Source organism: Micromonospora sp. LOL_025 (genome assembly GCF_048060285.1).
GTDB lineage: Bacteria > Actinomycetota > Actinomycetes > Mycobacteriales > Micromonosporaceae > Micromonospora.
In genome coordinates this window covers 1-26,605 of record NZ_JBHMIR010000002.1, presented here as the reverse complement: position 1 = coordinate 26,605, position 26,605 = coordinate 1, and the positions used below count along the sequence as shown (strand labels likewise).

Genomic DNA, 26,605 nt, shown 5'->3' with positions numbered 1-26,605 from the left:
CGCCGGGGCCCCGCTCACCGGCCGGTCCGTTCCACGCGCGCCGACCGGGCGTCCTTGCTGACCTCGAAGCGGACCGGGATGCGTTCGGCCAGCGCCGGCACGTGGGTGACCACCCCCACCATCCGGTCGCCCCGCGCGGCCAGGTTCTCCAGCGTGGCGGCCACCGTGTCGAGGGTGGCCGCGTCGAGTGTGCCGAAGCCCTCGTCCAGCACGATCGACTCCAGGCTCGCCGCCGTCGTGGACATCCCGGCGAGCTGCTCCGACAGCGCCAGCGCCAGCGCCAGCGACGCCTGGAACGTCTCGCCGCCGGAGAGGGTGCGCACGCCCCGGCGCAGCCCCGCGTCGTGGTGGTCGACCACGAAGAACTCGCCCTTGTCGTGCACCAGGTCGTACTGCCCGCCGGAGAGTTCCCGCAGGATGCCCGAGGCGCCGTCGACCAGCAGGTCCAACGCCTCGGCGAGTAGCCACCGCTCGAAGTTGTTGGCCCGCAGGTGCCCCGCGAGGGCCCGCGCCACCTGCGCCTCGCGCTCGTAGCCGGCCCGCTGCTCGCGCAGGTCACCCGCCTGCTCCCGGCGCCGCTCCAGCTCGCGCAGGTCGGCCTCGGCCCGCTCCAGGGCACGGTCGGTGGCGCGTAGCGGATCGTCGGCGGGTGGCAGCCCGGCGGCGGCGAGGACGCCCGCGATGCGCTCGCCGACGCCGGCGGCCACCGCCTCGGCCTGCGTCACCGCCGCGGCCCGCCCGGCCCGCTCCGCGCGGCGGCGCGCCGCCTCCTCGCCGGCCCACCCGGTCAGGGCGGCCCACGCGGCGCCCAGGTCCTCCCGGTCCGCCGTCGGCGGCCCGAACCGGGCCAGCCCGTCGCGGGCCGCGTCGAACGCCCGCCAGGTCGCCCGCAGCCGCTCCTCGGCGGCGTCCACCGCCGCCCGGGCCCGCCGGGCGGCGTCCCGGCCGGCCCGCACCGCCGCCGCCGACTCCTCCAGCGCCCGGCGCAGCCGCGCGTGGTCGTCCAGCTCGCGGCGCAGCACCGCCGGCTCGGCCGCCCCGGCCAGCTGGTCGTCCAGCTCGGCCAGGCGGGCCTGCACCTGGTCCTGCCGGGCCCGCGCGCGCAGCAGCACCCGCTCCAGCTCCCGGGCCGCGCCGTCGCGCTCCTGCACCACCGACTGGGCGGCCTTGCTGGCGGCCCGCGCCGCCCGTCCCGCCGCCGTCGCGGCGGCCACCGCCGAGTCGGCCGGCACCGCCGGCACCGCCGCGACGGTCTGCTCGCAGACCGGGCAGGTGGCCCCGTCGCGCAGGTGCGCGCGCAACGCCACCGCCTGGTCGGTCGCCTTCGCCTCCTCGTGGGCGCGGAAGGCCGCCTCCAGCCCCGCCTCGGCCCGCTCAGCCGCCGCCCGCGCCTCGGCCAGCGCCGCCACCGCCGTGCCGTGCTCGGCCTGCGCCCCGGTCACCGCCGCGCGCACCGCCGCCGCCTCGCCGGCCAGCTTCTCCCGGTCCGTGTACGCCCGCAGCAGCAGCCGCAGCGCGCTCTCGTCGCCGGCGGCGGCCAGCTCGCCGCGCAGCTTCTCCTCCCGCTCCTCGGCCAGCGACACCGCCGTCGCCGCCTCGTCCGCGCCGGCCCGCGCCGAGGCCACCGCCCGGGCCACCTCCGCCACCCCGTCCGGCGCGCGCACGGCGGCCAGCACCGCCAGGTCGGCGTCCAGGGCCGCCAGGGCCGCGCCCGCCTCCCGCGCCGTCGCCCGGGCCGCCTCCAGCTCCGGTACGGCGCTCGCCACCGCCCCGGCCAGCTCCCGCATCCGGTCGACCCGCCCGGTCGCCGCCTCCAGCGCGGCGTCGTCGACGTCGGTGAGCCCGGCGAGCGCCTGGTCGACCGCCTCCAGCTTCGCCTCGGCCTGCGCGGCCCGCGCGGTCGCCCGCTTCTGCACGTCCTCGTAGACGCCGAGGCCGAGCAGGTTGACCAGGATCTGCTGCCGGGTGGCCGGCTTGGCGTGCAGGAAGTCAGCGAACTGCCCCTGCGGCAACACCACGCAGCTGGTGAACTGCTCGTACGGCAGCCCGACCGCCTCCAGCACGGCCTGCTCCATCTCGGCGGGGGTGCCGGCCACCGCCTCGCCGAGGTCGTCCGGGCTCAACCCGGTGTCGAGCTTGGTCACGTCGAAGCCGGCCGGCATCAGCTGCAACCCGGCGTTGGCCGTCTTGACGTTGCCCCGGCCGTCGCGGCGGACCACCCGGGTCGCCACGTAGCGGGAACCGGCGGACTCGAAGACCAGCCGGACCCGCGCCTCGGTGGCCGACGGGGCCAGGGCGTTGGACAGGCCCCGGGCCCCACCCCAGCGGGGCACCGTGCCGTAGAGGGCGAAGCAGATGGCGTCCAGCACCGTCGACTTGCCGGAGCCGGTCGGTCCCACCAGCGCGAAGAAGTCGGCGTCGGTGAAGTCGACCGTGGTCTCGTCGCGGAAGACGGTGAAACCCGCCATGTCCAGCCGCATCGGCCGCATCAGTGGTCGACCTCCTCGAAGAGCTCGTCGAAGAGCTCCCGCACCCCGTCGTCGGTGTGCCCCCGGCTGTCCAGGTAGTCGGCGAAGAGCTGCCGGGGCGAGCGGCCCGCCCGCTGCGCCACCCGCGCGCCGCTGCCCGGGGCGGGCACCAGCTCGGGATCGATCCGGATCTCCAGGGCCGAGGGGAGCAGCTCCTGCACCTCCTCGCGCAGCCCGGCGCGCGGCTGCTCCCGGACGAACACCCGCAGCCAGGCGTCCGGCACCTGCATCTCGGCGAGCTGGGCCAGGGTGCCCCGGACCGTGCGCAGCGTGGTGGCGGCGGTCACCGGCACCTCCCGCACCTGCGCCGCCGTGGTGGCGGTGACCTCGACGACGGTCACCGACGGCACGTTCTCCTGCTCGCCGAAGTCGACCGCCAGCGGGCTGCCGCTGTAGCGGATCGGGCAGGGACCCTGCACCCGCTGCGAGCGGTGCAGGTGGCCCAGCGCCACGTAGTGCGCCGTCCCCGGGAACACGGTCGCCGGCACCGCGTAGCCCAGCACGGTGTGCGCGTCGCGTTCCCCGCCGCCGGTGGTCGCGCCCACCACGGTCAGGTGGGCGGTGACCAGGTGCACCCGGTCCGGCTCGGTGAAGCTCTCGGTCAGCCGGCCCAGCACCCGGCCCAGGTGGTCGGCGTACGTCTGGGTGGTCTCGGCGGCGGTCAGCTCGTACATCTCCACGGCGCGGATGGCGTAGCGCTGGGAGAGGAACGGCAGCGCGGCCAGCCGCCAGCGCTCGCCGCCGGCGGTGGTGCCGTCGATGACGTGCTCGTCCGGGTTGTCCCGGACCCCGCCACGCAGGGTGATCCCGGCGGCCTCGGCCCAGGGCCGCAGCGCGTCGAGGGCCTGGCCGTTGTCGTGGTTGCCGCCGATGGCCACCACGTCGGCGCCGGTGCGGCGCAGCGCGGTCAGGGCCCGGGTGACCAGCCGGGTGGCCTCGGGCGTCGGGGCGGCGGTGTCGTAGAGGTCACCGGCGACGATGACCAGGTCGGGCGCCTCGGCGCGGGCGACGTCGATCACGCCGGCCAGGACCCGCTTGTGCTCCTCGGCCCGCGACTGCCCCTTGAGGACCTTGCCGACGTGCCAGTCCGAGGTGTGCAGGATCTTCACGGTGCCAGCCTTTCGTTCGCGACTGCGGGGCTCGCAAGCTCACTCCTCGCGCTCACCGGTGTCTCCCCTAGAACGGGATGTCGTCGTCGCTGGTGCCGCCGCCGGAGCCGACGACCGCGAACGGGTCGACGGACTGGGTGATCGACCGGAGCGTCTCGGACGGGGCGCGGCCGGCCTCGGAGACCCGGGTGGCCCAGGCGGGGAACGGGAACTCCAGGCAGAGCGGCACCGGGATGTCGGGCTGGTTGACGAACATCGTGCCCGGCTTGGCCAGCAGGGCGCGCTGCCGCTGGGCGGGCGGCAGGAAGCCGTACTCCGGGCGGGACGCCTCGGCCGGGTCGAGCCGGCCCACGACCCGGATCGCCGAGTTGGTGACGATCCGCCGCTCCACCTCGCTCGCCGTCTGCTGGGCACCGACCAGGATCACCCCGAGGGAGCGACCCCGCTCGGCGATGTCGAGCAGCACCTCCTTGATGGGGGAGGAGCCCTCGCGGGGGGCGTACTTGTTGAGCTCGTCGAGCACCACGAAGAGCAGCGGCTTGGCGGTGCCGGACTTCTCCTTGCGCTCGAACTCGCTCTTCAGCGTCACGCCGACCACGAACCGCTGCGCGCGGTCGGGGAGGTTGTGCAGGTCGACGACGGTGACCTGGGCGCTCTCGGCGGTGTTGATCGAGTGCGGGCGGCGGGTGGCCAGGTCGCCCCGGATAAGCCGGGACAGGTCCTTCTTGCTGCCGATCAGCCGGCGGGCGAACGCGTTGACCGTGCCCAGCCCGACGGCGCTGCCGGCCCAGTCGGAGCGGGTCTCGTCGTCGTTGAGCTGGTCGACGACGTGGTCGACCAGGTCGGCGTACGAGCCGAGCCGCACGCCGTCGATGCTGATGCCGCCGTCGGCGGGCTGGGCGTGCCGGGCCAGGTGGGCGGTGACCGAGTGCACCACCATCGTGTATTGCTGGCGCTCGTCGTCGGCGTCGGCGAACACGTAGGGCAGCAGGCGGTCGGCGCAGAACTCGCTCAGCGTCCAGTAGAAGCTGTCCACCCCGGTGAGGCGGCTGCTCACGTCGGGCGTGCCGGAGGAGTCGCCCACCCGGGGCGGGGCGTAGACCCGCACGTCCGGGAACGCGCCGGCGACCAGGCCGAGCTTCGCGTACGCGGCGCGGGTCGGGTCGTCCAGCCGCGTGTTGGGATGGTCGAGGAAGAGCAGGTCCTCGCCCTTGACGTTGAAGATGAGCGCCTTGGCGTTGACCGCGTCGCCGCCGAGCACCCCGGAGCGGAAGACCGAGTAGAGCAGGAAGGTGGCGAAGCTCGTCTTCGTGGCGACCCCGGAGATGCCGGAGATCGACACATGTGCGCCCCGGCTGCCGTCGAGGAAGTCGGCGTTGAGGTAGACCGGCACCCCGTCGCGGCCCATGCCCATCGGGATGCGCCGCTCCATCCGGTCGAAGTGCAGCGCCCGGGCCCGGGCGTCGCCCTCGGCGCGGTGCACCACCGCACCCGGCGACGGCGGCACGTAGAGCTCCGGGTCGACGCGGGTGGTGGTGATCTCGGCGGCCTCCTGCACCTGGGCGGGCAGCGTGCCGTCGGCGATGGCGAAGACGTCGGAGTCGAACTGGGCGCCCTCGTGCCGGGCGCGGACCTGGGTGACCACTCCGGCGATCGTCACCGGCTCGCGGTCGGGCAGCTCCCGCCGGGTCACCACGACGTCGTCGAGCTGGAGGTAGCTGCCGGGGGAGACCGCGGTCCAGAACTGCAGGGGGGTGGCGTCGGCGGTGCCCAGCACCCGGCCGACCACCTCGCCCGGGCCGTCGAACCCGTCGTCAGTCATCGGGCAACTCCGGTCGGCTGGTCGTCGCGGTCGGGGCACACGCCCTGCATCCTGCCCGAGGAGTACGACACGTTGCCACGCGACGCGGCGGACGCCACGCCGCCGCCGACGGCCCTCAGCCGCAGGGTGCCCGGCCGACCACGGTCAGTCGCGGGCGTAGCGGAGCATGAGCACCCCGTCGGCGGCGGCGAGCACGTGTCGCAGCGGCAGGTGGCGCACGTCGCTGGCGTCGCCGGCGGTGATCCGCCCCGGGCCCGCCCCGGCGAGCAGCGGGGCGACGGTGAGGCAGACCTCGTCCACGAGATCGGCGGCGGTGAGCGCGCCGAACAGGTGCGGGCCGCCCTCGCAGAGCACCTGCCCGAGGCCCCGGCGGCGCAGCTCGGCCAGGCCCGCCGCGAGGTCGACCCGGTCGTCGCCGCAGCGCACCACGTCGGCGACCCCGGTCAGGCCGGGCGGGGCCACGGCGTCGGCCCGGGTGAGCACCACGGGCCGCACCGGCGCGTCGGCGAAGGCGGCCTGCGCCGGGTCGAGATCGAGCGAGCCGGAGACGACGACCAGCGTCGGGTACTCGGGCAGGCCGTGCTCGCGGCGCCACGCCCGGCGCCGCTCGTTGAGGCGTACCGCCCGGTAGCCCTCGTGCCGCAGCGTCCCGGCGGCCACGACCAGGGCGTCGCAGAGCATGCGCAGCAGCCCGAAGACGCGCTTGTCCGGCTCGCCGGAGAGCCCGGCGGAGTAGCCGTCGACGGAGACGCCGCCGTCCACGCTGGTCACGAAGTTCACCCGCAGGTGGGGGCGGTCGGACCGGCCGTAGAGCGCGGTGAGCGCGGCGTCGTCCAGCGGCCGGGCCGACGGCTGCGGCCACAGCGCCGTGATCGGGATTCCGACGCTCATTCGCCGGCCGGACCGGTGACCGGAGGGGTGGGTCGGGGGGTACGGTGCTGGCAGTCGCACCAGTTCCGCCCCGGACAGTCGTCGTGCCGCCTGGCCCGGCACGCTCGGCAGATCATGCCCGCAGCCTATGCCGAGGAAGGATGGGACAGCATGCCGCGTCAGATCTTCCAGCTGAAGATTTCCCTGGCCGGGGTCCGACCGCCCGTCTGGCGCAGGGTGCTCGTCCCGGGCGGCTACACCCTCGACCGGCTGCACCGGGTGGTGCAGCACGCCATGGGCTGGCGGGACTGCCACCTGCACTCGTTCGAGATCGAGGGTCGCCAGTACGGCGAGCCCGATCCCGACGGCGAGCTGGCCCTGCACGACGAGTTGGACGTCCGGCTCGACGCGGTGGTCGGCAAGGGCAGCCGCCTGCACTACACGTACGACTTCGGCGACTGGTGGGAGCACGGCCTGGTGGTGGAGGACGCCTTCACGGCCGACCCGGACGAGCGGTACCCGTCCTGCCTGGACGGCGAGCGGGCGTGCCCGCCGGAGGACGTCGGCGGCCCGGCCGGCTACCAGGCGCTGCTGGCCGCGCTGGCGGACCCGGGCCACCCGGAGCACCCCCAGGCGCGGGACCGGGTGGGCGACCGGTTCGACCCGGCCGCCTTCGACGCCGGCCGGGCCGGCACCCTGCTGCGCCGCTTCTGCTGAACCGTTTCGGCTGAGGCGCTCTCCGGCCGCACGTGGCGTGGCCGACGGACTGCTCAGCGTGTCCGTCGCCCCTGATCGGGCGTGCTGAACCGCTTCAATGGAACGTCTCCCCAGGTGGCATCGCTCGGCGGGTCGGCCCCGCGCACTCGCGGTAACGATCTGGGAACGCTCCCAAGGGCCTATTGACACCCCCGACACCCGCCGGCAATCTCATGGGAGCGCTCCCGCGAACGTGGCACGACTCACCCGCGCCCCGCTCCGGACGTCGACCGCCGGCCCCGACCGGTGTCGACGGCGCGCACGGCACCCCCCACCACACCCAGTCAGCCTCACCACCGAAAGAGGGGTCTCCGATGAGCCTCACCACGCGGCGCACCCGCATGGCGGCTGCCGCCTTGGCCGCGATAACCGCCATCGGCGGTCTCGCGGCCTGCGGCAAGGACGACGACGCGCCCGCGGCCGGCGAGAAGCCCGCCAAGCTGGTCGTCGACACGTTCGGCGAGTTCGGTTACGACGAGATCATCAAGCAGTACGAGAAGGACACCGGCATCAAGGTCGAGCTGCGCAAGACCGCCCAGCTCAACGAGTACCGGCCGAAGATCGTGCGGGCGCTCGCCACCGGCAAGGGCGCGGCCGACGTGGTCGCCCTGGAGGAGGGCATCCTCAACGAGTTCAAGGCCAACCCGGCCAACTGGGCCGACCTCGCCCCGCTGGTCGCCGACCACAGCAAGGAATACCTGCCCTGGAAGTGGGAGCTGGGCAAGGCGCCCGACGGCCGGCTGATCGGCCTGCCGACCGACGTCGGCAGCCTCGCCGTCTGCTACCGCCGGGACCTCTTCCAGGCCGCCAAGCTGCCGGTCGAGCGGGACCAGGTCGCCGCCCTCTGGCCGGACTGGAACGCCTTCATCGAGACCGGCAAGAAGTACCGCGCCGCCACCGGCAAGGGCCTGCTCGACTCGGTCACCACCGCCGCCAGCGCGGTCATGTTCCAGCAGGGCGGCGAGCTGTTCTACGACAAGGACGACAACATCGTCGCCGACAAGAGCGCGGCGGTGAAGACCTCCTGGGACACCGCGGTCGCGATGGCCGACGCCAACATCACCGCCGAGACGGCCACCTGGTCGCCGGAGTGGTCGGCCGGCTTCAAGCAGGGCACCTTCGCGGCGACCTTCTGCCCGTCCTGGATGCTCGGCATCGTCGCGGACAACTCCGGCCCCGAGAACAAGGGCAAGTGGGACGTCGCCCCGGTGCCCGGCGGCGCCGGCAACTGGGGTGGCTCCTGGCTCGGCGTGCCGACCCAGAGCAAGTACCCCAAGGAGGCGGCGAAGCTCGCCGAGTACCTGACCAACGCGCAGAGCCAGGTGGCCGCGTTCAAGCTCAAGGGCCCGCTGCCGACCAACCTGGAGGCGCTGAAGAACCCGGAGTTCCTCGCCTACACCAACGAGTACTTCAACAACGCGCCGACCGGCAAGATCTTCGGTGAGAGCGTCGCCAAGATCCAGCCGCTGCACCTCGGCCCGAAGCACCAGGCGGTGAAGGAGAACGCGTTCGAGCCGGCGCTGCGCTCGTACGAACAGGGACAGGCCACCAAGGACAAGGCCTGGGAGCAGTTCGCGAAGGACGCCAAGACGCAGGGCGCCTTCTGACCCACCTCGTCGCCAGGTGGCGTCCGGGTCCACACACCCGGACGCCACCGGCGCCGTCCCCGTTCCGCCCCGGACGCCATCGGCGCCGTCCCGTTTTCGCGTAAGAGCGCCTGGGCGTCGGCGCGCGCCCGTGCCGACGCCGGGAAAGGACCCCGCATGAGCCTCTCGGCCACGACGGCGCCGCCGTCGCCCGCCGCACCGCCACCCCGCCCGCCCGCGCGGCGCCGGTCCCGGTCGCACTCGCTGACCCGGCTGGACCTCAAGTACTCGCCGTACCTCTACATCGCGCCGTTCTTCGTGATCTTCGGCATCTTCGGGCTCTACCCGATGCTGCGGACCGCCTGGATGTCCCTGCACGACTGGAACCTGATCGGCGACCACAGCTTCATCGGGTTCGACAACTACGTCGCCCTGGTCAAGGACGAGTACTTCTGGAACGCCACGCTCAACACCTTCGGCATCTTCCTGCTGTCGACCATCCCGCAGCTGCTGCTCGCCCTGTTCCTGGCGAACCTGCTCAACCGCACCTTCCTGCGCGCGCGCACGCTGTTCCGGATGGCGATCTTCATGCCGAACGTGGTCTCGGTGGCCGCCGTGGCGATCGTCTTCGGCATGCTCTTCCAGCGCGACTTCGGCGTGATCAACTGGCTGCTGAGCTTCGTCGGCATCGACGCGGTCGACTGGGACGCCGAACGCTGGAGCTCCTGGACCGCCATCGCCTCCATGGTCAACTGGCGGTGGACCGGCTACAACACCCTGATCCTGCTCGCGGGCATGCAGGCCATCCCGCGCGACCTGTACGAGGCGGCGGCGCTCGACGGCGCCAGCCAGTGGAAGCAGTTCTGGCGGATCACCCTGCCGATGCTCACGCCGACCTTCGTCTTCGTGGTCATCCTCTCCACGATCGGCGGGCTCCAGCTCTTCACCGAGCCGCTCGTCTTCGCCAACGGCAACATCATCGGCGGCGACCAGCGCGAGTTCCAGACCCTGGCCATGTACATGTACGAGCTGGGCATCGAGAACCTCAACACCGCCGGCTACGGCGCCGCGGTCGCCTGGGCGATGTTCCTGATGATCGCCCTCGTCTCGGGGATCAACTTCCTGCTCGTCCGCCGCACGGTGAAGTGAGGAACGCCCAGATGAACTCGGCATCCCGGCGCCTGTGGCGCACCAGCCCGCTGACCTACGTCGCGCTCGTCCTGGCGACGCTATTCTCGATCTACCCGTTCTACTACATGGTGGTCATCGCCACCCGCAGCCTGGACTCGATCAACGACGTCCCGCCGCCGGTCACGCCGGCCGGGTCGTTCGGCGACAACTTCGGCCGCGTGCTCGACAACGACGCGGCGAACTTCCTCACCGGCCTGCTCAACTCGGTGATCGTCTCCGGCATCGTGACGGTCTCCGTGGTGATCACCGGTTCGCTGGCCGGCTTCGCCTTCGCCAAGCTGCGCTTCCGGGGCCGCAACGCCCTGCTGCTGACGATCATCGTCACCATGATGATCCCGACGCAGCTCGGCCTCATCCCGCTCTGGGGCATGATCCAGGACCTCAACTGGTTCGACACCCTCTACGCGGTGACCGTGCCGTTCCTGGTCAGCGCGTTCGGCGTGTTCATGATGCGGCAGTACGCCACCCAGGCCATCTCCGACGAGCTGATCGAGGCGGGCCGGGTGGACGGGGCGAGCACGTTCCGCATCTACTGGAACATCGTGCTGCCCGCGCTGCGGCCGGCCGCCGCCGTGCTCGGCCTGCTGACCTTCATGGAGACCTGGAACTCATTCCTGTGGCCGTACGCGGTGCTGACCTCCGAGAACCCGACGCTCCAGGTCTCGCTGGCCTTCCTGTCGTACGCCTACTACACCGACTATTCGCAGGTGTTCGCCGCCACGGCGGTCGGCACTCTACCGTTGGTGATCGTGTTCATCGTGTTCGGCCGCCAGATCGTGGGCGGCATCATGGAAGGTGCCGTCAAGTCGTGAGCAACCCCGCCAGCCCGCCCGCCGTCGGTGTCGTCGACGACCGTCCGCCGCTGACCTTCCCGCCCGGCTTCCTCTGGGGCGCGGCCACCGCCGCGTACCAGATCGAGGGCGCGGCGGCCGAGGGCGGCCGGACCCCGTCGATCTGGGACACCTTCAGCCACACCCCCGGCCGGGTGGTCGAGGGGCACACCGGTGACGTGGCCTGCGACCACTACCACCGCATGGGCTCCGACGTCGCGCTGATGGCCGAGCTGGGGCTGAAGTCGTACCGGTTCTCGGTCTCCTGGCCCCGCGTACAGCCGGGCGGCACCGGCCCCGCCAACGCCGGGGGGCTCGACTTCTACCGGCGGCTCGTCGACGAGCTGCTGGCGCACGGGATCGAGCCGTGGCTCACCCTCTACCACTGGGACCTGCCGCAGCCGCTGGAGGACGCCGGCGGCTGGCCGGCCCGGGACACCGCCGCGCGGTTCGCCGACTACGCCACGCTGGTCGCCGACGCGCTCGGCGACCGGGTGCGCTACTGGACCACGCTCAACGAGCCGTGGTGCTCGGCGTTCCTCGGCTACGGCTCCGGGGCGCACGCGCCGGGCCGCTCGGACGGCGCCGACGCCGTACGGGCCGGACACCACCTGATGCTCGGCCACGGCCTCGCGGTGCAGGCGCTGCGCGCGGCCCGGCCGACCGCCGAGGTCGGGGTGACGGTCAACCTCTACCCGGTCACCCCGGCCAGCGTCGCGCCCGCCGACGTCGACGCCGCGCGGCGCATCGACGGGCTGGCCAACCGCTTCTTCCTGGACCCGCTGCTGCGTGGGTCCTACCCGGCGGACCTGATGGCCGACCTCGCCAAGGTCACCGATTTCGGGCACGTGCGCGACGGCGACCTGGCGACCATCTCCACCCCGCTGGACGTGGTCGGCGTCAACTACTACAGCCGCCACGTGGTCGCCGCGCCGGTCCCCGGCGCCGAGCCGGAGCCGTACTGGCGGGCGCCGTCGTGCTGGCCGGGCAGCGAGGACGTCCGGTTCGTCACCCGGGGCGTCCCGGTCACCGACATGAACTGGGAGATCGACGCCCCCGGTCTGGTGGAGACGCTGCGCCGGGTGCACGAGGAGTACACCGACCTGCCGCTCTACGTCACCGAGAACGGCTCGGCCTTCGTCGACGAGGTGGTCGACGGGCAGGTCGACGACGTCGACCGGCTGGCGTACTTCGACGCCCACCTGCGCGCCGCGCACGAGGCGATCGAGGCCGGGGTGCCCCTGCGCGGATACTTCGCCTGGTCACTGATGGATAATTTCGAGTGGGCCTGGGGCTACACCAAGCGGTTCGGGATGGTCCACGTCGACTACGACAGCCAGGTCCGCATTCCCAAGTCCAGCGCCAGGTGGTACGCCGAGGTGATCCGACGCAACGGTCTGGCCGCACAATAGGCCAGGGCCAGCCATCAACGGGCGGCCCCGGCGCCACCCCACACGGGGTGGTGCCGGGGCCGGTCCGCCGTCGGAGGAGCAGACAATGACAACGCAGCGCACCCGGTCGCTCGGGCGCCCGACCCTCGACGCCGTCGCCGCCCGCGCCGGCGTCGGTCGCGGGACGGTCTCCCGGGTGGTCAACGGTTCACCCCAGGTGAGCCCCGAGGCGCGCGCCGCGGTGCAGCAGGCCATCGCCGAGCTGGGGTACGTACCGAACCGGGCCGCCCGCGCCCTGGTGACCCAGCGCACCGACTCGATCGCCCTGGTGGTCTCGGAATCCGGCGACCGGGTCTTCACCGAGCCGTTCTTCGCCGGCATCGTTCGGGGCGTCAGCTCGGGGCTGCTGGAGACCCCGTTGCAGCTCTGGCTGGCCATGGTGCAGTCGCCGATCGAGCGGGAGCGGGTCGAGCACCACCTGACCAACCAGCACGTCGACGGGGTCCTGCTGCTGTCGCTGCACGACTCCGACCCGCTGCCCACCCTGCTGGAGGAGCGCGGCCTGCCCACCGTGCTCGGCGGCCGCCCGGCCCGGATGCTGCAACCCGGCGCGCAGCCTGCGTACTACGTCGACGTGGACAACGTCGGCGGCGCCCGGCGGGCGGTGGAACACCTGGCCGGCCGGGGGCGGCGGCGCATCGCCACCATCGCCGGCCCCCAGGACATGGGCGCCGGCCTGGGCCGGCTGACCGGCTACAAGGAGGCGGTCCGGGCCGCCGGGGGCGGGGTCGACCCCGCCCTGATCGCGTACGGCGATTTCAGCGAGGGCAGCGGGGCCGCCGGGATGCGTCGGCTGCTGGAGGACTGCCCCGACCTCGACGCCGTCTTCGTCGCCTCCGACCTGATGGCGTTCGGGGCGCTGCGCGCGCTGCGCGAGGCGGGCCGGCGGGTGCCGGAGGACGTCGCGGTGGTCGGCTTCGACGACGCCCCGATCGCCCGGCAGTCCGAGCCGCCGCTGACCACGGTCTTCCAGCCGGTGGAGGAGATGGGCCGGCAGATGGCCCGCCTGCTGGTCAGCCGCATCCGCGGCGACGAGCTTCCGTCGCCCCACATCCTGCTCGACACCCAGTTGATCGAACGCGCCTCCGCCTGACCGGTGTGCCTGTCGAGGTGAGTCGGCGACACCGCAGCATGCCCCGCCGCCCGCCGCCCGCCGCCCGCCGCCCGCCGCCCGCCGCCCGCCGCCCGCCGCCCGCCGCCCGTCCGGGCGGGCGTGTGGCGGGGCGGTCCGGCCGGTGCCGTGGTCAGTCAGACCAGCGGCGCAGTTCGCGCTTGGCCAGCGAGGACCGGTGGACCTCGTCGGGACCGTCCGCCAGACGTAGCGTCCGTGACTGGGCCCAGAGGGCGGCGAGCGGGGTGTCCTGACTGACGCCGGCTCCGCCGTACGCCTGGATGGCCTTGTCGATGACCCACTCGGCCATGGCGGGAGTGGCGATCTTGATGGCCTGGATCTCGGAGTGCGCGCCCTTGTTGCCGACCGTGTCCATCAGCCAGGCGGTCTTGAGCACCAGCAGCCGGGCCTGCTCGATGCGCACCCGGGACTCGGCGATCCACTCGCGCACCACGCCCTGCTCGGCGAGCGGCCGACCGAACGCGACCCGGTCGAGCGCCCGCCGGCAGAGCAGCTCCAGGGCCCGCTCCGCCATGCCGATCAGCCGCATGCAGTGGTGGATCCGGCCGGGGCCGAGCCGGGCCTGGGCGATCGCGAAGCCGGTGCCCTCCGCCCCGACCAGGTTCTCCGCCGGTACGCGGACGTCGGTGAAGTCGATCTCGGCGTGGCCGCCGTGCGAGGCGTCGCTGTAGCCGAACACCGTCATGCCCCGCCGCACGGCGACGCCGGGGGTGTCCCGGGGCACCAGGATCATGCTCTGCTGGCGGTGCCGGTCGGCCTCCGGGTCGGTCTTGCCCATCACGATGAAGATCTCGCAGCGCGGGTCCATCGCCCCCGACGACCACCACTTGCGCCCGTTGACCACGTAGTGGTCGCCGTCGCGGGTGATCCGGGTCGCGATGTTTGTCGCGTCCGAGGACGCCACCTCCGGCTCGGTCATGCAGAACGCGGAGCGGATCTCGCCCTCCAGCAGCGGCCGCAGCCAGCGCTCCTGCTGCTCCGGCGAGCCGAACTCGGCCAGCAGCTCCATGTTGCCCGTGTCGGGCGCGGCGCAGTTGAGCGCCTCCGGGGCCAGGTGCGGGCTGCGCCCGGTCAGCTCGGCCAGTGGGGCGTACTGGAGGTTGGTCAGGCCGGCGCCGTGGCGCGGGTCGGGCAGGAAGAGGTTCCACAGGCCGCGCTTGCGCGCCTCGGCCTTCAGCTCGGCCATCACCGGAGGCCGGGCCCAGGGGTCACCGGCGGCGGCCACCTGCGCGGCGTGCACCGGCTCGGCCGGGTACACGTGCTCGTCCAGGAACGCGGTCAGCTCGGCCCGCAGCTGCTCGGTGCGGGTGTCGTAGGCGAAGTCCATCAACGCTCCCTGGCGGCGGTCAGCCCGTGTTCGACCAGCGGTGCCGCCATGTCGCCGATCCGGTCGAAGCCCTCGCCGAGCGTCTGCCCGAGAGTGTGCCGGTAGTGGATGCCCTCGCAGATCACCGCGAGCTTGAAGCAGCCGAGCGCGACGTGCCAGTGCAGCGGCCCGACGTCGACGTCGCCGCGTCCGGCGTACCGGGCGATCAGCTCCGTGCCGGTGGGGAACCCGGCGCGCGGGCCGAGCCCGTCGGCGACCGGGTTGCCGGCGGCCGACTCGCTGCCGCCGAGCACGTCCCAGTAGGTCAGCAGCAGCCCGAGGTCGGCCAGCGGGTCGCCGAGGGTGGCCATCTCCCAGTCGAGCACGGCCCGCACGGCCACCGGGTCGACGGTGGCGAGCAGGTTGTCCAGCCGGTAGTCGCCGTGCACGATCCGGCCGGCGTTGGCGCCCTCCGGCACGGTGCCGGCGAGCAGGTCCCGCAGCTCATCGATGCCGGGCAGCGGCCGGCTGCGGGACCGGTCGAGCTGGCCGGCCCAGCGGCGGACCTGCCGCGCGAGGTAGCCCTCCGGCCGGCCGAAGTCGCCCAGCCCGACCGAGGCGGGCTCGACCGCGTGCAGGGCGGCGAGGGTGTCCATCATCGCCAGCGCCAGCTCCCGCCGCTGGTCGGCGGTGAGCGGGTCGGTCTGGGCGCGGGTGCGGAACACCTCGCCGCGCACCCGCTCCATCAGGTAGAAGGGCGCGCCGATCACCTCCGCGTCCTCGCAGAGCAGCAGCGCGGCGGGCACCGGCACGTCGGTCGGCGCCAGCGCGGAGATCACCCGATACTCCCGGGCCATGTCGTGCGCGGTGGCCAGCACGTGCCCGAGCGGCGGGCGGCGCAGCACCACCTCCCGCTCGCCGACACCCAGCACGTAGGTCAGGTTGGACTTGCCGCCGGCGATCAATTGGGCGCGCAGCGGGCCGTCGGCCAACTCGGGCCGGTGCCGGGCCAGGTAACCGGCGAGGCGGTCGAGATCCAGCCCGCGGGGGGTGGCGGCGGGGGCAGTCGCGCTGCCCGGCCCGTGCGCGTCGACGGCCGGCTCGGTCATCCGAATAGTTGATGGCAGCTCCGCCATGTTGTCAAGGTCGGGATTTGACCCTCGGGACATGCCGCGGCAACAGGGGCGAAACGGCCACCGCCCAGGCTGGGGCCCAGCCTGCCGGCCAGCGGTGCCGGCCCGCCGAGCGGAGGGTTCAGACATGTTGCTGCGAGTTCGGGTCACCCTGCCGGACCGTCCGGGCACGCTCGGTCAGGTGGCGCGCACCATGGGCGTGTCCGGCGCGGACATCGTCCAGGTGGTCGTCCTGGAGCGGCTCGGCGGGCGGGCGGTGGACGACTTCACCGTCGTCTGGCCGGGCGCGGCGCGGGTCGAGCGGCTGCTCGCCGGGCTGGCGGCGATCCCCGGCGTCCGGGTGGACGGGGTGTGGCGGGCGATCGGCGCGCCCACCACCTCCGGGCAGGACGCCGAGCTGCTGGCCCAGGTCGCGGCCAACCCGGTCGACGGCGTGGCGACCCTGGTCGACGCCGTACCCGGGCTGCTCGCCGCCGACTGGGCGGTCGCCGCGGCGGTGCCGGTGGACTGGGCCGCCCGGACCGGCGCCCCCGGGGAGGCGACCGTCGGGTACGCGAGCTGGCGCGCGCCCGTACCGCCGCCGCTGCCGGAGGTGACCCCGCTGCGGGCCCGGGCGCTCAGCACGCCCGGCGGCGCGCACTTCGCGGTCGCGCCGTTCGGCCGGGCCGGCCTGGTGCTGGTGGTGGCCCGGGAGTGCGCCGGGACGCCGGCCGCGGCGGCGTTCCACGCCACGGAGGTGGACCGGCTGGCGCAGCTCGTCCGGGCCGCCGCGGTGATCCTCGGCGACCGGCTCGACCTGGTCGGGGCGCCGCCGGTGGCCGTGAACCCCTGAGCCGGGCCGGCCGGGCGGCGGTCGCTGTGGCGCAGGTCGCGCCGCCGGACCGGAGCCGTCACCCCGGGGCAACCGGCCCGCAACAGCGACCGGCGAGTCTCGTACCGGGGAAGGGAGCGAACCATGACGCTGTGGCGGATCCGGGCGACCGTGGACGACCGGCCGGGCTACCTGTCGGTGCTGACGGCGAGCCTGGCGCTGCGGGGGGTCAACATCCTCGCCGTGCAGGTGCACACCACCGAGCGGGGTGCCGTCGACGACTTCCTGGTCGACGCGCCCGACGCGCTCGACGAGGCCGGCCTCGTCGCCGCCGTGCACCGGGGGCGGGGGCGGGACTGCTGGGTGGCGCGCAGCGAGGCGCGCGGGCTCGCCGACCAGCCGACCCGGGCCCTCGGCCTGGCCACCCGGCTGGTGCGGGACCCGGACGCGACCGGGGAGGCGCTGCGCGCCCTGCTCGGCGCGGACGCGGTGACCTGGCGACCGGCGTCGGCCGGCCCCGGCGGCGGGCTCGCCGACACCACCATGCTGCTGGACGACCCGGCCGGCGGGTCGTACGCGCTGCGCCGCGCCGTGCCGGGCTTCACCCCGGCCGAGTACGCCCGGGCGCAGGCCCTGGTCGAGCTGTCGGCCGCCGTCGCGCGCCGGGCCGCCGAGCAGGTCACCCTGGTGCTGCCCGACGGCGCGGAGGCGGCCGTACGGCCCGCGACGGTCGACGACCTGCCCGGCGTGGTCGAGCTGCACGAGGGCTGCTCGGCGCGCAGCCGGCACCGCCGCTACCTGGGCGGTGCGGCGGTTCCCCCGCCGGCCCGGCTGCGCCGGCTGCTGGAGCCGGCCCGGGGCGTGACCCTGCTCGCCACGGCCGGCGACGCCGGGGCGACGGAGCCGGTGGTGGCGATGGCCAACCTGCTCGCCGAGGGCGACGAGGCCGAGGTGGCGCTGCTGGTGCGCGACGACTGGCAGCGCCGGGGCCTCGGCTCGGCCCTGCTGCGCCGGCTGGTCCGGCACGCCGAGCAGGCCGGCTACGCGGCCCTGGTGCTGCACGTGCACGCGGAGAACGCCCCGATGCTGCGCACCGTGCGGCGGCTCGGCCGGCGCACCCCGGCCGAGCGGGACGGCGCGCTGGTCACCCTCACCGTCCCGCTCACCGTGGGCGTGCCGGTGGTGAACGGGAGGGGCCCCTGCTGACGTCTCTCGCGCAGGAAGGGCCCTTCCTCGCGCCTCAGGTCGTCGGGTAGCTGCTGTAGTCGGGGAAGTTGCCGTAGAGCCGGCCGTCGCCGCCCTGGGTGACCGCCTGCACCAGCAGGTCGCCGCCGACGAAGGCGCCCTTCCAGGACGCGCCCCGGCCGCCGAACGGCTCGTCGCGGTCGCCCCGGGAGCGCGGCTTGTTGATGCCCACCTTGAACGCCTGGAGGTCGACCGCGAGCTTGCCGGCCAGCTCCTCGTCGTCGCAGGCCAGGGAGGCGACCAGCGCGCCGTTCGAGGCGTTCATCGCGGCCAGCAGCTCGTCGGTGGTGTCCACGACGACGATGGTGTCGACGGGGCCGAACGGCTCGGCGTGCATCAGCCGGGACCGCCCCGGCGGGGCCAGCAGCACCGACGGGGCCACGTACGCGGAGGTGTCCTGCCCGTCGAGGAACGGCGCGCCGTGCAGCTTGCCCCGGTGCAGCGGCACGGCGCCGCCGCGTACCGCCTCGTCGACCTTGCGGCGCAGCTCGTCGGCCTTGGCGGCGCTGATCAGCGGGCCGAAGTCCAGCTCGGGCAGCGGGTCACCGGCGGTCCAGTCGTCGCCGACGGCGAGCGGGTGTCCGAACCGGACGGAGCGCACCACCGGCAGGTACATGTCGAGGAACTCGTCGACGAGGTCCCGCTGGACGACGAAGCGCGGGTACGCGGTGCAGCGCTGCTTGCCGTACTCGAAGCCCTTCTTCAGGTGCCCGGCGAGCGGGTCCCACTGGGAGAAGTCCCAGATGCCCCACGCGTTGAGGCCCTCCTGCTCGATGAAGTGCCGCTTGTCCGAGTCGAGCAGCGCGGCGGCGACCTTGCCGCCGTTGGAGCGCCCGCCGACGAACGCGACGGCGCCGATCTCCGGCGCCCGGACCAGCACCTCGGACAGCTCCTCGCCGCCGCCGGAGACCAGGGTGGCGGGCAGTCCGGCCCGGCGCATCAGCGCGTGCGCGACGGTGAGGCAGACCGCCCCGCCCTGCGACGGGGTCTTCGCGATGACCGCGTTGCCGGCGAGCAGCTGCACCAGCTCGGCGTGCACGAGCACGCTCATCGGGTAGTTCCACGACGCGATGTTGCTGACCGGTCCCGGCAGCGGCTCCCGGCCGTCGGCGAGCATCCGGTCGATCTCGTCGACGTACCACCGGACGCCGTCGAGCGCCCGGTCCACGTCGGCGCAGGCCAGCCGCCACGGCTTGCCGATCTCCCAGACCAGCAGCAGGGCGAGCAGGTCGCGGTGGGCGGTGAGCGCGTCCAGGGCGTCGGTGACCCGGGCCTTGCGGTCGGCTAGCGGGGTGTCGGCCCAGACCCGGTGCGCGGCGGCGGCGTGCGCGACCGCGGCGCGGGCGGACTCCGCGTCGAGGCGGGCCAGGTTGACCAGCACGGTGTTGTCCACCGGCGTGCGGACGGGGCTGGGCGAGCCCACGGCGTGCCAGTCGCCGAGTACGAGGTTGTGCAGCGTGGTCACACCGTCGACCGGGGAGCCGAACGCCTCGGGCGCGGCGGCCACCGCGCGGGCGAGGGTGTCGGACCAGGCGGTGCCGTCGGCGAGTCGTAGAGCCATCGCGATCTCCTCAGGATTGGCCGGGGGAGCGGCGGCGTCGATGGCACCGCTGATGTGGCGTACTGTCGCGCGCCGGAAAGCGGTGCGGCAACAGTACGTTCGTATGCCGGAACGCCCGGCCCGGTGCCCGCCCGCCGCAGCGCGCCTCTTCGCCCGCCTGCCCCGGCGCTGACCTGCCCGTACGCCGCGAGGCAATTTATGTTTTTCGATGGTGTGACGAATGTCCGGTGTACAGGTAAGGGCTTTCCTGTCGGCGGCCCCGCGCGGGCGCCCCGCCGCGGGCGTCTTCACAAACCGGCGACCGCCGCATTACATTGTCGGACATCCATGGGAGCGCTCCCGGGCCCGTGGCCGCACCCCCACCACCTTCGCCGGCACGCCCCGATCACGATCCCGCGCGCCGTCCCCGGTGCCGCCGGCGACGCCACCGACAGGAGCACCGTCATGCGCCACCCGAGACGTCCGCGCCGGCCGGGCGAGCAGCCCTGGCTGCCCCGCCTGCTGGCCGCCGGCACCGCCCTCGCCGCCGGCCTCGCCCTCGCCGTCACCGCCCCGGTGCCCGCCTCCGCCGCGGCGCCCGTCGCCGGGGGCGCCACGTGGACCGCGCCCGCCCCCGCCGCGGGGCCCGCCGCCGCCGGCGCCTTCAACTACGCCGAGGCGTTGCAGAAGTCGCTCTACTTCTACGAGGCGCAGCAGTCCGGCCCGCTGCCGGACTGGAACCGGGTCTCCTGGCGCGGCGACTCCGCGCTCACCGACGGCGCCGACGTCGGGCTCGACCTCACCGGCGGCTGGTACGACGCCGGCGACCACGTCAAGTTCGGCTTCCCGATGGCGTTCAGCGCCACCATGCTCGCCTGGGGCGCCGTCGAGTACCGCGCCGGCTACGTCGCCTCCGGCCAGCTGCCCCACCTGCTCAACAACCTGCGCTTCGTCAACGACTACTTCATCCGGGCGCACCCGGCCCCCAACGTCCTCTACGGCCAGGTCGGCAAGGGCGACGACGACCACAAGTGGTGGGGCCCGGCCGAGGTGATGCCGATGGCGCGGCCCGCGTACAAGATCGACGCGAGCTGCGGCGGCGCGGACCTGGCCGGTGAGACGGCGGCGGCGATGGCCGCGTCGTCGATGGTCTTCCGGCCCACCGACGCCGCCTACGCCGACCGGCTGCTCGGGCACGCGAAGCAGCTCCACACGTTCGCCGACACGGTGCGCAAGAGCTACCACGAGTGCATCACCGACGCGACCAGCTTCTACCGCTCCTGGAGCGGCTGGCAGGACGAGCTGGTCTGGTCCGCCATCTGGCTGCACCGGGCCACCGGCGACGCCGCCTACCTCGCGAAGGCCGAGAGCGAGTACGACAAGCTCGGCACCGAGAACCAGAGCACCACCCGCTCCTACAAGTGGACCATCGCCTGGGACAACAAGCAGTTCGGGGCGTACGTGCTGCTGGCCAACCTGACCGGCAAGCAGAAGTACGTCGACGACGCCAACCGCTGGCTCGACTACTGGACCGTCGGCGTCAACGGGCAGCGGGTGCCGTACTCGCCCGGCGGGATGGCGGTGCTCGACTCGTGGGGCGCGCTGCGCTACGCCGCGAACACCGCCTTCGCCGCCCTCGTCTACAGCGACAAGACCACCGACGCCACCCGCAAGGCCCGCTACAAGGACTTCGCCGTCCGGCAGATCGACTACGCGCTCGGCGACAACCCGCGTGCCTCCAGCTACGTCATCGGCTTCGGGGCCAACTCCCCGAAGAACCCGCACCACCGCACCGCGCACGGCTCCTGGTGGGACAGCCAGACGGTGCCCGTCGAGACGCGGCACACCCTCTACGGCGCACTGGTCGGCGGCCCGTCGGCGGCCAACGACGCGTACACCGACAACCGGTCGGACTACGTGATGAACGAGGTGGCCACCGACTACAACGCCGGCTTCAGCTCCGCGCTGGCCCGGCTCACCCAGGAGTACGGCGGCACCCCGCTCGCCGGCTTCCCCCGCGCCGAGACGCCCGACATCGACGAGCTGACCGTGGAGACCACGGTCATGCAGGCCGAGCCGCGCGCCACCGGCCTCAAGGCCATCGTCTACAACAAGTCCGCGTTCCCGGCCCGCGCCCTGACCGACGGGAGGTTCCGCTACTACTTCCGCCCCGACGGCACCGGCCCGGTCACCGTCACCCCCGGCTACACCCAGGGCTGCCCGTCGCCGTCCAGCGCCAAGCAGTTCTCCGGCGACATCTGGTACGTCGAGGTGAACTGCACCGGGCACACCATCGCGCCCGCCGGGCAGTCGCAGCACCGCATGGAGGTGCAGTTCAAGATCGGCGTGCCCGAGGGCGGCACCTGGGACCCGACCAACGACCCGTCGTACCAGGCGGCGGCGGGGCCGAACCGGAAGGTCACGCTCTACTCCGGCGCCACCCGCGTCTGGGGCGAGGAGCCCGCGCCGGCCACCCCGGACACCACCGCGCCGACCGTGCCCGGCACCCCCGTCGCCTCGGCGGTCACCGCGACCGGGCTGACCCTGACCTGGCCCGCCTCCACCGACGCGGGCGGCAGCGGGCTGGCCGGCTACGAGGTCACCCAGGCGCAGGTGGGCAGCGACGCGCTCGTCCTGCTCAACGCCGCCACCAACTCCCTGGCCGTGACCGGGCTGCTGCCCGAGCGCACGTACCGGTTCACGGTGCGGGCGCGCGACGGCGCCGGCAACCGCTCCGCGGCCTCGCCCGTGGCCGAGGTGACCACGCCCGTCGCGCCGGCCCCCGACACCGTCGCGCCCACCCGCCCCGGCACGCCGACCGCCTCGGCGGTCACCGCCACCGGGCTCACGCTGAGCTGGGCCGCGTCGACCGACAACGTCGGCGTCACCGGCTACCGCGTCTACCGCGAGGCCGGCGCGACCGACGCGCTGGTCGGCACGCCCACCGCCACCACGCTGGCGGTGACCGGGCTGACCGCGGCCACCGCGTACCAGTTCCACGTGGTGGCCGTGGACGCGGCCGGCAACGCCTCGGCGGCGTCCGCGCCGGTCGCCGTCACCACCGCCGACCCGCCCGCGTCCGGCGGCTGCGCGGTGACCTGGACGACCAGCACCTGGGACAGCGGCTTCACCGCGAACGTCACCCTCACCAACACCGGCACGACCGCCATCGACGGCTGGACGCTCGCCTTCGCCTTCCCCAGCGCCGGACAGAAGGTCGGCCAGGGCTGGTCGGCGACCTGGACCCAGACCGGCACCGCGGTCACCGCCACCAACATCTCCTACAACGGCCGGCTCGCGCCGGGGGCGTCGACGAGCTTCGGCTTCAACGGCAGCCACACCGGCTCGAACCCGAAGCCCACGGCATTCACCCTCAACGGCACCCCCTGCACGGTCTCCTGACGCACAGTCCGGTGGCGCGGACGTCGCCGTCCGCGCCACCGGAGAACCTTGGACAGTTGCCGTTCCGCGGGAACGGCAACTGTCCAAGGTCTCGCCGCCCCGCGCGGAGATCCCGGGCCGTCTCCGCCTCGCGTGAGCGGTAGCCGCCCGGGAATCGGGGCATATCCTCCTCGTGACACTGCTGACGGTGGGGCACGGGGCGGCGGACCGGGAACGGCTCGGCGAGCTGCTGAGGGGTGCCGGGGTCGCGCTCGTCGTGGACGTGCGGCGGTTCCCGGCGAGCCGGACCAACCCCGACGTCCGCCGGGAGGAGTTGGCCCGCTGGCTGCCGGCGGCCGGCGTGCACTACCGCTGGGAGCAGCGCCTCGGCGGCCGGCGGCACACCCGGGCCGGCGTCGAGGAGCCGGACGGCTGGTGGACCGTCGCCGCCTTCCGGGCGTACGCGGCATACACCCGTACCGCCGACTTCCGCGCGGCGCTGGAGGCGGTGCTGGCCGACGCGGCGGTCCGGACCACGGCGGTGATGTGCAGCGAGAGCGTCTGGTGGCGCTGCCACCGGCGGCTGGTCGCCGACGTCGCGGCGTTGGGGCGCGGCGTGCCGGTGTCCCACCTGATGCCCGACGGCCGGCTCACCCCGCACCGCCCCGCCGAGGGCGCCCGCCGGCTGCCCGACGGCGACCTCGTCTGGGACGGGTGACCGACGGGCGGGGGTGCCGCGACCGTTGGTGAAGGTGAACCCGACCCCGGTGACACCGGCGTCCGGTGTGCGGTCGTCGGCTCAGTCGGCCAGTTCGTCGGCGAGCAGGTCCATCAGCAGCCCGTCGTGCCAGCGCCCGTCCTCGCCGCGCTCGTAGCGGCGCAGCACGCCGACGGGGCGGAAGCCGACCTTCGCGTACGCCCGCACTGCCGCCGTGTTCGCCGCCGCCGGGTCGATGGTGAAGCGGTGGTGGCCGTGCTCGTCGATCAGGTGCCGGACCAGGGTGCGGATCGCGTCCCCGCCGAGCCCGGCGCCGCGCACCGCCGGGTCGAGGAAGAGGTCCATGCTGGCGTGCCGGTAGTCGGGGTCGTCCTCGGCGTACCACTGGATCGCCCCGACCACCCGGCCGTCGTGTTCGATCGCGTACACCGACAGGGCCTCGTCGTCGAGGTCGGCCCGGACGGCGGCGGCGAGGTCGTCGCCGCCGCGCCACCAGCGCCGGACCTCCGGGGTGGCCCGGATCGCGGCGAGCGCCGGCACGTCCCCGGCCCCCGCCGGCCGCAGGGTCACCGCCCGGCCGCGCAGCATTCCCTCAGCCCCGGATCTCGCCGTGCTCGACGCAGACCGCCGCCCAGCCGACCGGCAGCACCTGCACCTTCATCCGGCGGCGGCAGTACGCGCAGAAGCGCGGCGGCTCCAGGACCCGGGCCGCCGCGCACCCGTCGTGCGACCCGACCGCCACGGCCTCGCCGCAGCGGTCGCACCAGGCGGCCGACACCCCGCCGGCCGCCGTCGCCGCGTCACTCGTCGTCACCGGAGCGCTCACAGCGTCGCGGAGAGCGCCTTGACGGGCATCTTCAGGTCGTCGAGCAGTTCCAGGTCGGCGGTCGCCGGCCGGCCCAGGGTGGTCAGGTAGTTGCCGACGATGACCGCGTTGATGCCGCCGAGCAGGCCGTCGCGGGTGCCCAGGTCACCGAGGGTGATCTCCCGGCCGCCCGCGTACCGCAGGATGGTGCGCGGCATGGCCAGCCGGAAGGCGGCGATGGCGCGCAGCGCGTCCTTGCCCTCCACGACCGGCCGGTCGCCCAGCGGGGTGCCGGGGCGGGGGTTGAGGAAGTTCAGCGGGACCTCGTGCGGGTCCAGCTCGGCGAGCTGCGCGGCGAACTCGGCCCGCTGCTCCACCGTCTCGCCGAGGCCGAGGATGCCGCCGCAGCAGACCTCCATGCCGGACTCGCGGACCATCCGCAGGGTCTCCCAGCGCTCCTCCCAGGAGTGCGTGGTGACCACGTTGGGGAAGTAGGAGCGGCAGGTCTCCAGGTTGTGGTTGTAGCGGTGCACGCCCATGTCGACCAGCTCGTCGACCTGTTCCTTGCTCAGCATGCCCAGCGACGCGGCCACCTGGATGTCGACCTCGGCCTTGATCGCGGCGACGCCCTCGCGCATCTGCTTCATCAGCCGGGCGTCCGGGCCGCGCACGGCCGCCACGATGCAGAACTCCGTCGCCCCGGTCGCCGCGGTCTGCTTCGCCGCCTCGACCAGCGAGGGGATGTCCAGCCAGACCGACCGGACCGGCGAGGTGAACAGGCCGGACTGCGAGCAGAAGTGGCAGTCCTCCGGGCACCCGCCGGTCTTCAGCGAGACGATCCCCTCGACCTCCACCTCGGGCCCGCACCACCGCATCCGCACCTCGTGGGCGAGCTGGAGGGCGGCGGGCAACTGCTCGTCGGGCAGGTTCAGCACGGCGAGGACGCCGGCCTCGTCGAGACCGACGCCGTTCTCCAGCACCTGGGTTCGGGCCTGGTCGAGGATCTCTGGCATGGCTCGTACCCTACAAGGCCAGCTGGCCGGGATGAACGGCCCGCGTGTCGGCACCCGGGGAGGCGGGGTGGACACGCCGGGCGCTGGCCGGCGGGTGGTAATTTCGCCCGGCGGAAGCGGCCGACGACGGCCGGCGCGGGCGGCGTGGGGGTGACGGTGGCGGACTGGCTGGCGGCGCTCGACCGCCGCGCCGAACTGCGCGCGAAGGCGGGGCTGACCCGCCGGCTGCGACCGCGGGCCGCCGGCGACGCCGTGGTCGACCTGGCCGGCAACGACTACCTCGGCCTGGCCACCCACCCCGAGGTCACCGCCGCGGCGGCGCGGGCGCTGTCGGCGTACGGGTTGGGGGCCACCGGGTCGCGGCTGGTGCGCGGTTCCACCGACGCCCACCACGCGCTCGAGGACGCCCTCGCCGACTGGATCGGCACCGAACGGGCACTCGTCTTCTCCTCCGGCTACCTGGCCAACCTCGGGGCGGTCCGGGCGCTGGTGCGGCCCCGTACGCTGCTCGTCTCCGACGCCCACAACCACGCGTCCCTGATCGACGGCTGCCGGATCTCCGGCGCGGAGACCGTGGTGACCCCGCACGCCGACGTCGCGGCGGTCGCCGCCGCGCTCGCAGCCGCGCCCGGCCGGCCGGCGGTGGTCGTCACCGAGTCGGTCTTCTCCGTCGACGGCGACCTCGCCCCGCTGGCCCGGCTGCACGCCGTGGCCCGGGAACACGGCGCGCTGCTGCTGGTCGACGACGCGCACGCCCTCGGGGTGACCGGCCCGGCCGGCGCCGGGGGTGTGGCCGCCGCCGGCCTCGCCGGCCAGCCCGACGTGGTCGTCACCGCCACCCTCTCCAAGGCCCTGGGCGGCGCGGGCGGGGTGGTCGCCGGGCCGGCGGAGTTCGTCCGGCACGTGATCGAGACCGGCCGGACCTTCATCTTCGACACCGCGCTGCCCCCGGCCGTGGCCGCCGGCGTGCACGCCGCCGTCGGGCTGGCCCGCGCCGGCGACGACCTGCGCGCGGAACTCACCGAGCGGGCCGCCCTGGTCGTACGCCGGCTGGGCGCCGCCGGGCTGGCGGTCTCCGCCCCCGACGGCGCGGTCGTCTCGGTCACCGCTCCCGGGCCCGAGGCGGCGAGCGCCTGGGCGGCGGACTGCCGCGACCGGGGAGTCGCCGTCGGCTGCTTCCGGCCCCCGTCCACGCCGGACGGCCGGTCCCGGCTGCGGCTGACCATCGGCGCCGGCACCTCCCGGGCGGACTTCGAGCGGGCCCTGGAGACCATCGTGGAGTGTGCCCCGTGAGCGCGAGGAGTGAGCCGGGTCTGCGGGCCCCGCAGTCGCGAGCTGAGGTGGCGCCCGTGAGCGCGAGGAGTGAGCCGGGTCTGCG

Annotated in this window: 21 protein-coding genes; 11 read left to right on the top strand and 10 right to left on the bottom strand. The window is 74.2% G+C overall.

Translation table 11 applies throughout. The annotated features are described in order from the left end of the window. Window positions 1–14 precede the first annotated feature (14 nt). From ACFHW0_RS02870 to ACFHW0_RS02855, 4 genes are all read right to left on the bottom strand, one after another. The gene (locus ACFHW0_RS02870; RefSeq protein ID WP_416605286.1) at window positions 15–2,489 is read right to left on the bottom strand and encodes an AAA family ATPase; all 2,475 of its coding nucleotides are present in this window, start codon (window positions 2,487–2,489) and stop codon (window positions 15–17) included. Then, entirely contained in the window at window positions 2,489–3,637 is a 1,149-nt protein-coding gene (locus tag ACFHW0_RS02865) for an exonuclease SbcCD subunit D (protein WP_416605285.1), read from the bottom strand. The genes ACFHW0_RS02870 and ACFHW0_RS02865 overlap by 1 nt, the downstream gene beginning before the upstream one ends. A gap of 67 nt (window positions 3,638–3,704) precedes the next feature. Then, a complete protein-coding gene (locus tag ACFHW0_RS02860) occupies window positions 3,705–5,459 on the bottom strand; it encodes an ATP-binding protein (protein ID WP_366638699.1) in 1,755 nt (584 codons plus the stop codon). Window positions 5,460–5,603: 144 nt separating this feature from the next. After that, window positions 5,604–6,350: a pyrimidine reductase family protein gene (locus ACFHW0_RS02855; RefSeq protein WP_416605283.1), complete on the bottom strand. Its 747-nt coding sequence runs from the start codon at window positions 6,348–6,350 to the stop codon at window positions 5,604–5,606. A gap of 150 nt (window positions 6,351–6,500) precedes the next feature. Between ACFHW0_RS02855 and ACFHW0_RS02850 the strand changes: the two genes are divergently transcribed. The 6 genes from ACFHW0_RS02850 to ACFHW0_RS02825 all read left to right on the top strand — a co-directional run bounded on the left by ACFHW0_RS02850 (window position 6,501) and on the right by ACFHW0_RS02825 (window position 13,236). Beyond that, window positions 6,501–7,046, top strand: coding sequence for a plasmid pRiA4b ORF-3 family protein (locus ACFHW0_RS02850; protein ID WP_416605281.1), 546 nt, complete (start codon window positions 6,501–6,503; stop codon window positions 7,044–7,046). A 353-nt stretch (window positions 7,047–7,399) separates the two neighbouring features. Beyond that, window positions 7,400–8,692 (top strand): ABC transporter substrate-binding protein, encoded by a 1,293-nt coding sequence (locus tag ACFHW0_RS02845; protein WP_416605280.1) that lies wholly within the window; start codon window positions 7,400–7,402, stop codon window positions 8,690–8,692. 156 nt (window positions 8,693–8,848) lie between these two features. Beyond that, a complete protein-coding gene (locus ACFHW0_RS02840; RefSeq protein WP_121395890.1) occupies window positions 8,849–9,820 on the top strand; it encodes a carbohydrate ABC transporter permease in 972 nt (323 codons plus the stop codon). A gap of 11 nt (window positions 9,821–9,831) precedes the next feature. Continuing rightward, a complete protein-coding gene (locus tag ACFHW0_RS02835) occupies window positions 9,832–10,674 on the top strand; it encodes a carbohydrate ABC transporter permease (protein ID WP_121395889.1) in 843 nt (280 codons plus the stop codon). Beyond that, on the top strand, window positions 10,671–12,104 hold the full coding sequence (locus tag ACFHW0_RS02830; protein WP_416605277.1) for a GH1 family beta-glucosidase: 1,434 nt from the start codon (window positions 10,671–10,673) through the stop codon (window positions 12,102–12,104). The genes ACFHW0_RS02835 and ACFHW0_RS02830 overlap by 4 nt, the downstream gene beginning before the upstream one ends. Before the next feature lie 85 nt (window positions 12,105–12,189). Then, window positions 12,190–13,236, top strand: coding sequence for a LacI family DNA-binding transcriptional regulator (locus ACFHW0_RS02825; RefSeq protein WP_121395887.1), 1,047 nt, complete (start codon window positions 12,190–12,192; stop codon window positions 13,234–13,236). Window positions 13,237–13,387: 151 nt separating this feature from the next. Here the strand turns inward: ACFHW0_RS02825 and ACFHW0_RS02820 are convergent, their stop codons facing one another. Then, on the bottom strand, window positions 13,388–14,602 hold the full coding sequence (locus ACFHW0_RS02820) for an acyl-CoA dehydrogenase family protein (protein ID WP_416605276.1): 1,215 nt from the start codon (window positions 14,600–14,602) through the stop codon (window positions 13,388–13,390). Beyond that, a complete protein-coding gene (locus ACFHW0_RS02815) occupies window positions 14,602–15,690 on the bottom strand; it encodes a phosphotransferase family protein (RefSeq protein WP_416605721.1) in 1,089 nt (362 codons plus the stop codon). Before ACFHW0_RS02815 ends, ACFHW0_RS02820 begins: the two co-directional genes overlap by 1 nt. 151 nt (window positions 15,691–15,841) lie before the next feature. Between ACFHW0_RS02815 and ACFHW0_RS02810 the strand changes: the two genes are divergently transcribed. Then, window positions 15,842–16,546, top strand: a complete 705-nt coding sequence (locus ACFHW0_RS02810; protein WP_416605275.1) for an amino acid-binding protein — start codon at window positions 15,842–15,844, stop codon at window positions 16,544–16,546. A gap of 123 nt (window positions 16,547–16,669) precedes the next feature. Continuing rightward, the gene (locus ACFHW0_RS02805; protein WP_416605273.1) at window positions 16,670–17,731 is read left to right on the top strand and encodes a GNAT family N-acetyltransferase; all 1,062 of its coding nucleotides are present in this window, start codon (window positions 16,670–16,672) and stop codon (window positions 17,729–17,731) included. A 34-nt stretch (window positions 17,732–17,765) separates the two neighbouring features. On the opposite strand, the gene ACFHW0_RS02800 is transcribed toward ACFHW0_RS02805, so the two are convergent. Continuing rightward, window positions 17,766–19,331: an aldehyde dehydrogenase family protein gene (locus ACFHW0_RS02800; protein WP_416605271.1), complete on the bottom strand. Its 1,566-nt coding sequence runs from the start codon at window positions 19,329–19,331 to the stop codon at window positions 17,766–17,768. Window positions 19,332–19,775: 444 nt separating this feature from the next. Between ACFHW0_RS02800 and ACFHW0_RS02795 the strand changes: the two genes are divergently transcribed. Next, window positions 19,776–22,712, top strand: coding sequence for a glycoside hydrolase family 9 protein (locus ACFHW0_RS02795; protein WP_416605269.1), 2,937 nt, complete (start codon window positions 19,776–19,778; stop codon window positions 22,710–22,712). A gap of 172 nt (window positions 22,713–22,884) precedes the next feature. Further along, window positions 22,885–23,409: a DUF488 family protein gene (locus ACFHW0_RS02790; RefSeq protein WP_416605267.1), complete on the top strand. Its 525-nt coding sequence runs from the start codon at window positions 22,885–22,887 to the stop codon at window positions 23,407–23,409. A gap of 81 nt (window positions 23,410–23,490) precedes the next feature. Here ACFHW0_RS02790 and ACFHW0_RS02785 read toward each other — a convergent pair whose 3' ends face one another. Genes ACFHW0_RS02785 through bioB form a run of 3 tightly spaced genes read right to left on the bottom strand, consistent with a single transcriptional unit; the run spans window position 23,491 to window position 25,227 of the window. After that, the gene (locus ACFHW0_RS02785) at window positions 23,491–23,997 is read right to left on the bottom strand and encodes a GNAT family N-acetyltransferase (protein WP_416605265.1); all 507 of its coding nucleotides are present in this window, start codon (window positions 23,995–23,997) and stop codon (window positions 23,491–23,493) included. A gap of 4 nt (window positions 23,998–24,001) precedes the next feature. Next, window positions 24,002–24,235 (bottom strand): hypothetical protein, encoded by a 234-nt coding sequence (locus ACFHW0_RS02780; protein WP_416605263.1) that lies wholly within the window; start codon window positions 24,233–24,235, stop codon window positions 24,002–24,004. After that, window positions 24,232–25,227 (bottom strand): biotin synthase BioB, encoded by a 996-nt coding sequence (gene bioB, locus ACFHW0_RS02775; RefSeq protein WP_132233178.1) that lies wholly within the window; start codon window positions 25,225–25,227, stop codon window positions 24,232–24,234. The genes ACFHW0_RS02780 and bioB overlap by 4 nt, the downstream gene beginning before the upstream one ends. A 156-nt stretch (window positions 25,228–25,383) precedes the next feature. Between bioB and ACFHW0_RS02770 the strand changes: the two genes are divergently transcribed. After that, window positions 25,384–26,520 (top strand): 8-amino-7-oxononanoate synthase, encoded by a 1,137-nt coding sequence (locus ACFHW0_RS02770; RefSeq protein WP_416605261.1) that lies wholly within the window; start codon window positions 25,384–25,386, stop codon window positions 26,518–26,520. Window positions 26,521–26,605 lie beyond the last annotated feature (85 nt).

Coding starts and splice junctions, on each gene's coding strand:
- ACFHW0_RS02870 (WP_416605286.1), bottom strand. CDS start 2,489: ATGCGGCCGATGCGGCTGGACATGGCGGGTTTCACCGTCTTCCGCGAC.
- ACFHW0_RS02860 (WP_366638699.1), bottom strand. CDS start 5,459: ATGACTGACGACGGGTTCGACGGCCCGGGCGAGGTGGTCGGCCGGGTG.
- ACFHW0_RS02855 (WP_416605283.1), bottom strand. CDS start 6,350: ATGAGCGTCGGAATCCCGATCACGGCGCTGTGGCCGCAGCCGTCGGCC.
- ACFHW0_RS02850 (WP_416605281.1), top strand. CDS start 6,501: ATGCCGCGTCAGATCTTCCAGCTGAAGATTTCCCTGGCCGGGGTCCGA.
- ACFHW0_RS02845 (WP_416605280.1), top strand. CDS start 7,400: ATGAGCCTCACCACGCGGCGCACCCGCATGGCGGCTGCCGCCTTGGCC.
- ACFHW0_RS02840 (WP_121395890.1), top strand. CDS start 8,849: ATGAGCCTCTCGGCCACGACGGCGCCGCCGTCGCCCGCCGCACCGCCA.
- ACFHW0_RS02835 (WP_121395889.1), top strand. CDS start 9,832: ATGAACTCGGCATCCCGGCGCCTGTGGCGCACCAGCCCGCTGACCTAC.
- ACFHW0_RS02825 (WP_121395887.1), top strand. CDS start 12,190: ATGACAACGCAGCGCACCCGGTCGCTCGGGCGCCCGACCCTCGACGCC.
- ACFHW0_RS02820 (WP_416605276.1), bottom strand. CDS start 14,602: ATGGACTTCGCCTACGACACCCGCACCGAGCAGCTGCGGGCCGAGCTG.
- ACFHW0_RS02815 (WP_416605721.1), bottom strand. CDS start 15,690: ATGACCGAGCCGGCCGTCGACGCGCACGGGCCGGGCAGCGCGACTGCC.
- ACFHW0_RS02810 (WP_416605275.1), top strand. CDS start 15,842: ATGTTGCTGCGAGTTCGGGTCACCCTGCCGGACCGTCCGGGCACGCTC.
- ACFHW0_RS02805 (WP_416605273.1), top strand. CDS start 16,670: ATGACGCTGTGGCGGATCCGGGCGACCGTGGACGACCGGCCGGGCTAC.
- ACFHW0_RS02800 (WP_416605271.1), bottom strand. CDS start 19,331: ATGGCTCTACGACTCGCCGACGGCACCGCCTGGTCCGACACCCTCGCC.
- ACFHW0_RS02795 (WP_416605269.1), top strand. CDS start 19,776: ATGCGCCACCCGAGACGTCCGCGCCGGCCGGGCGAGCAGCCCTGGCTG.
- ACFHW0_RS02785 (WP_416605265.1), bottom strand. CDS start 23,997: ATGCTGCGCGGCCGGGCGGTGACCCTGCGGCCGGCGGGGGCCGGGGAC.
- bioB (WP_132233178.1), bottom strand. CDS start 25,227: ATGCCAGAGATCCTCGACCAGGCCCGAACCCAGGTGCTGGAGAACGGC.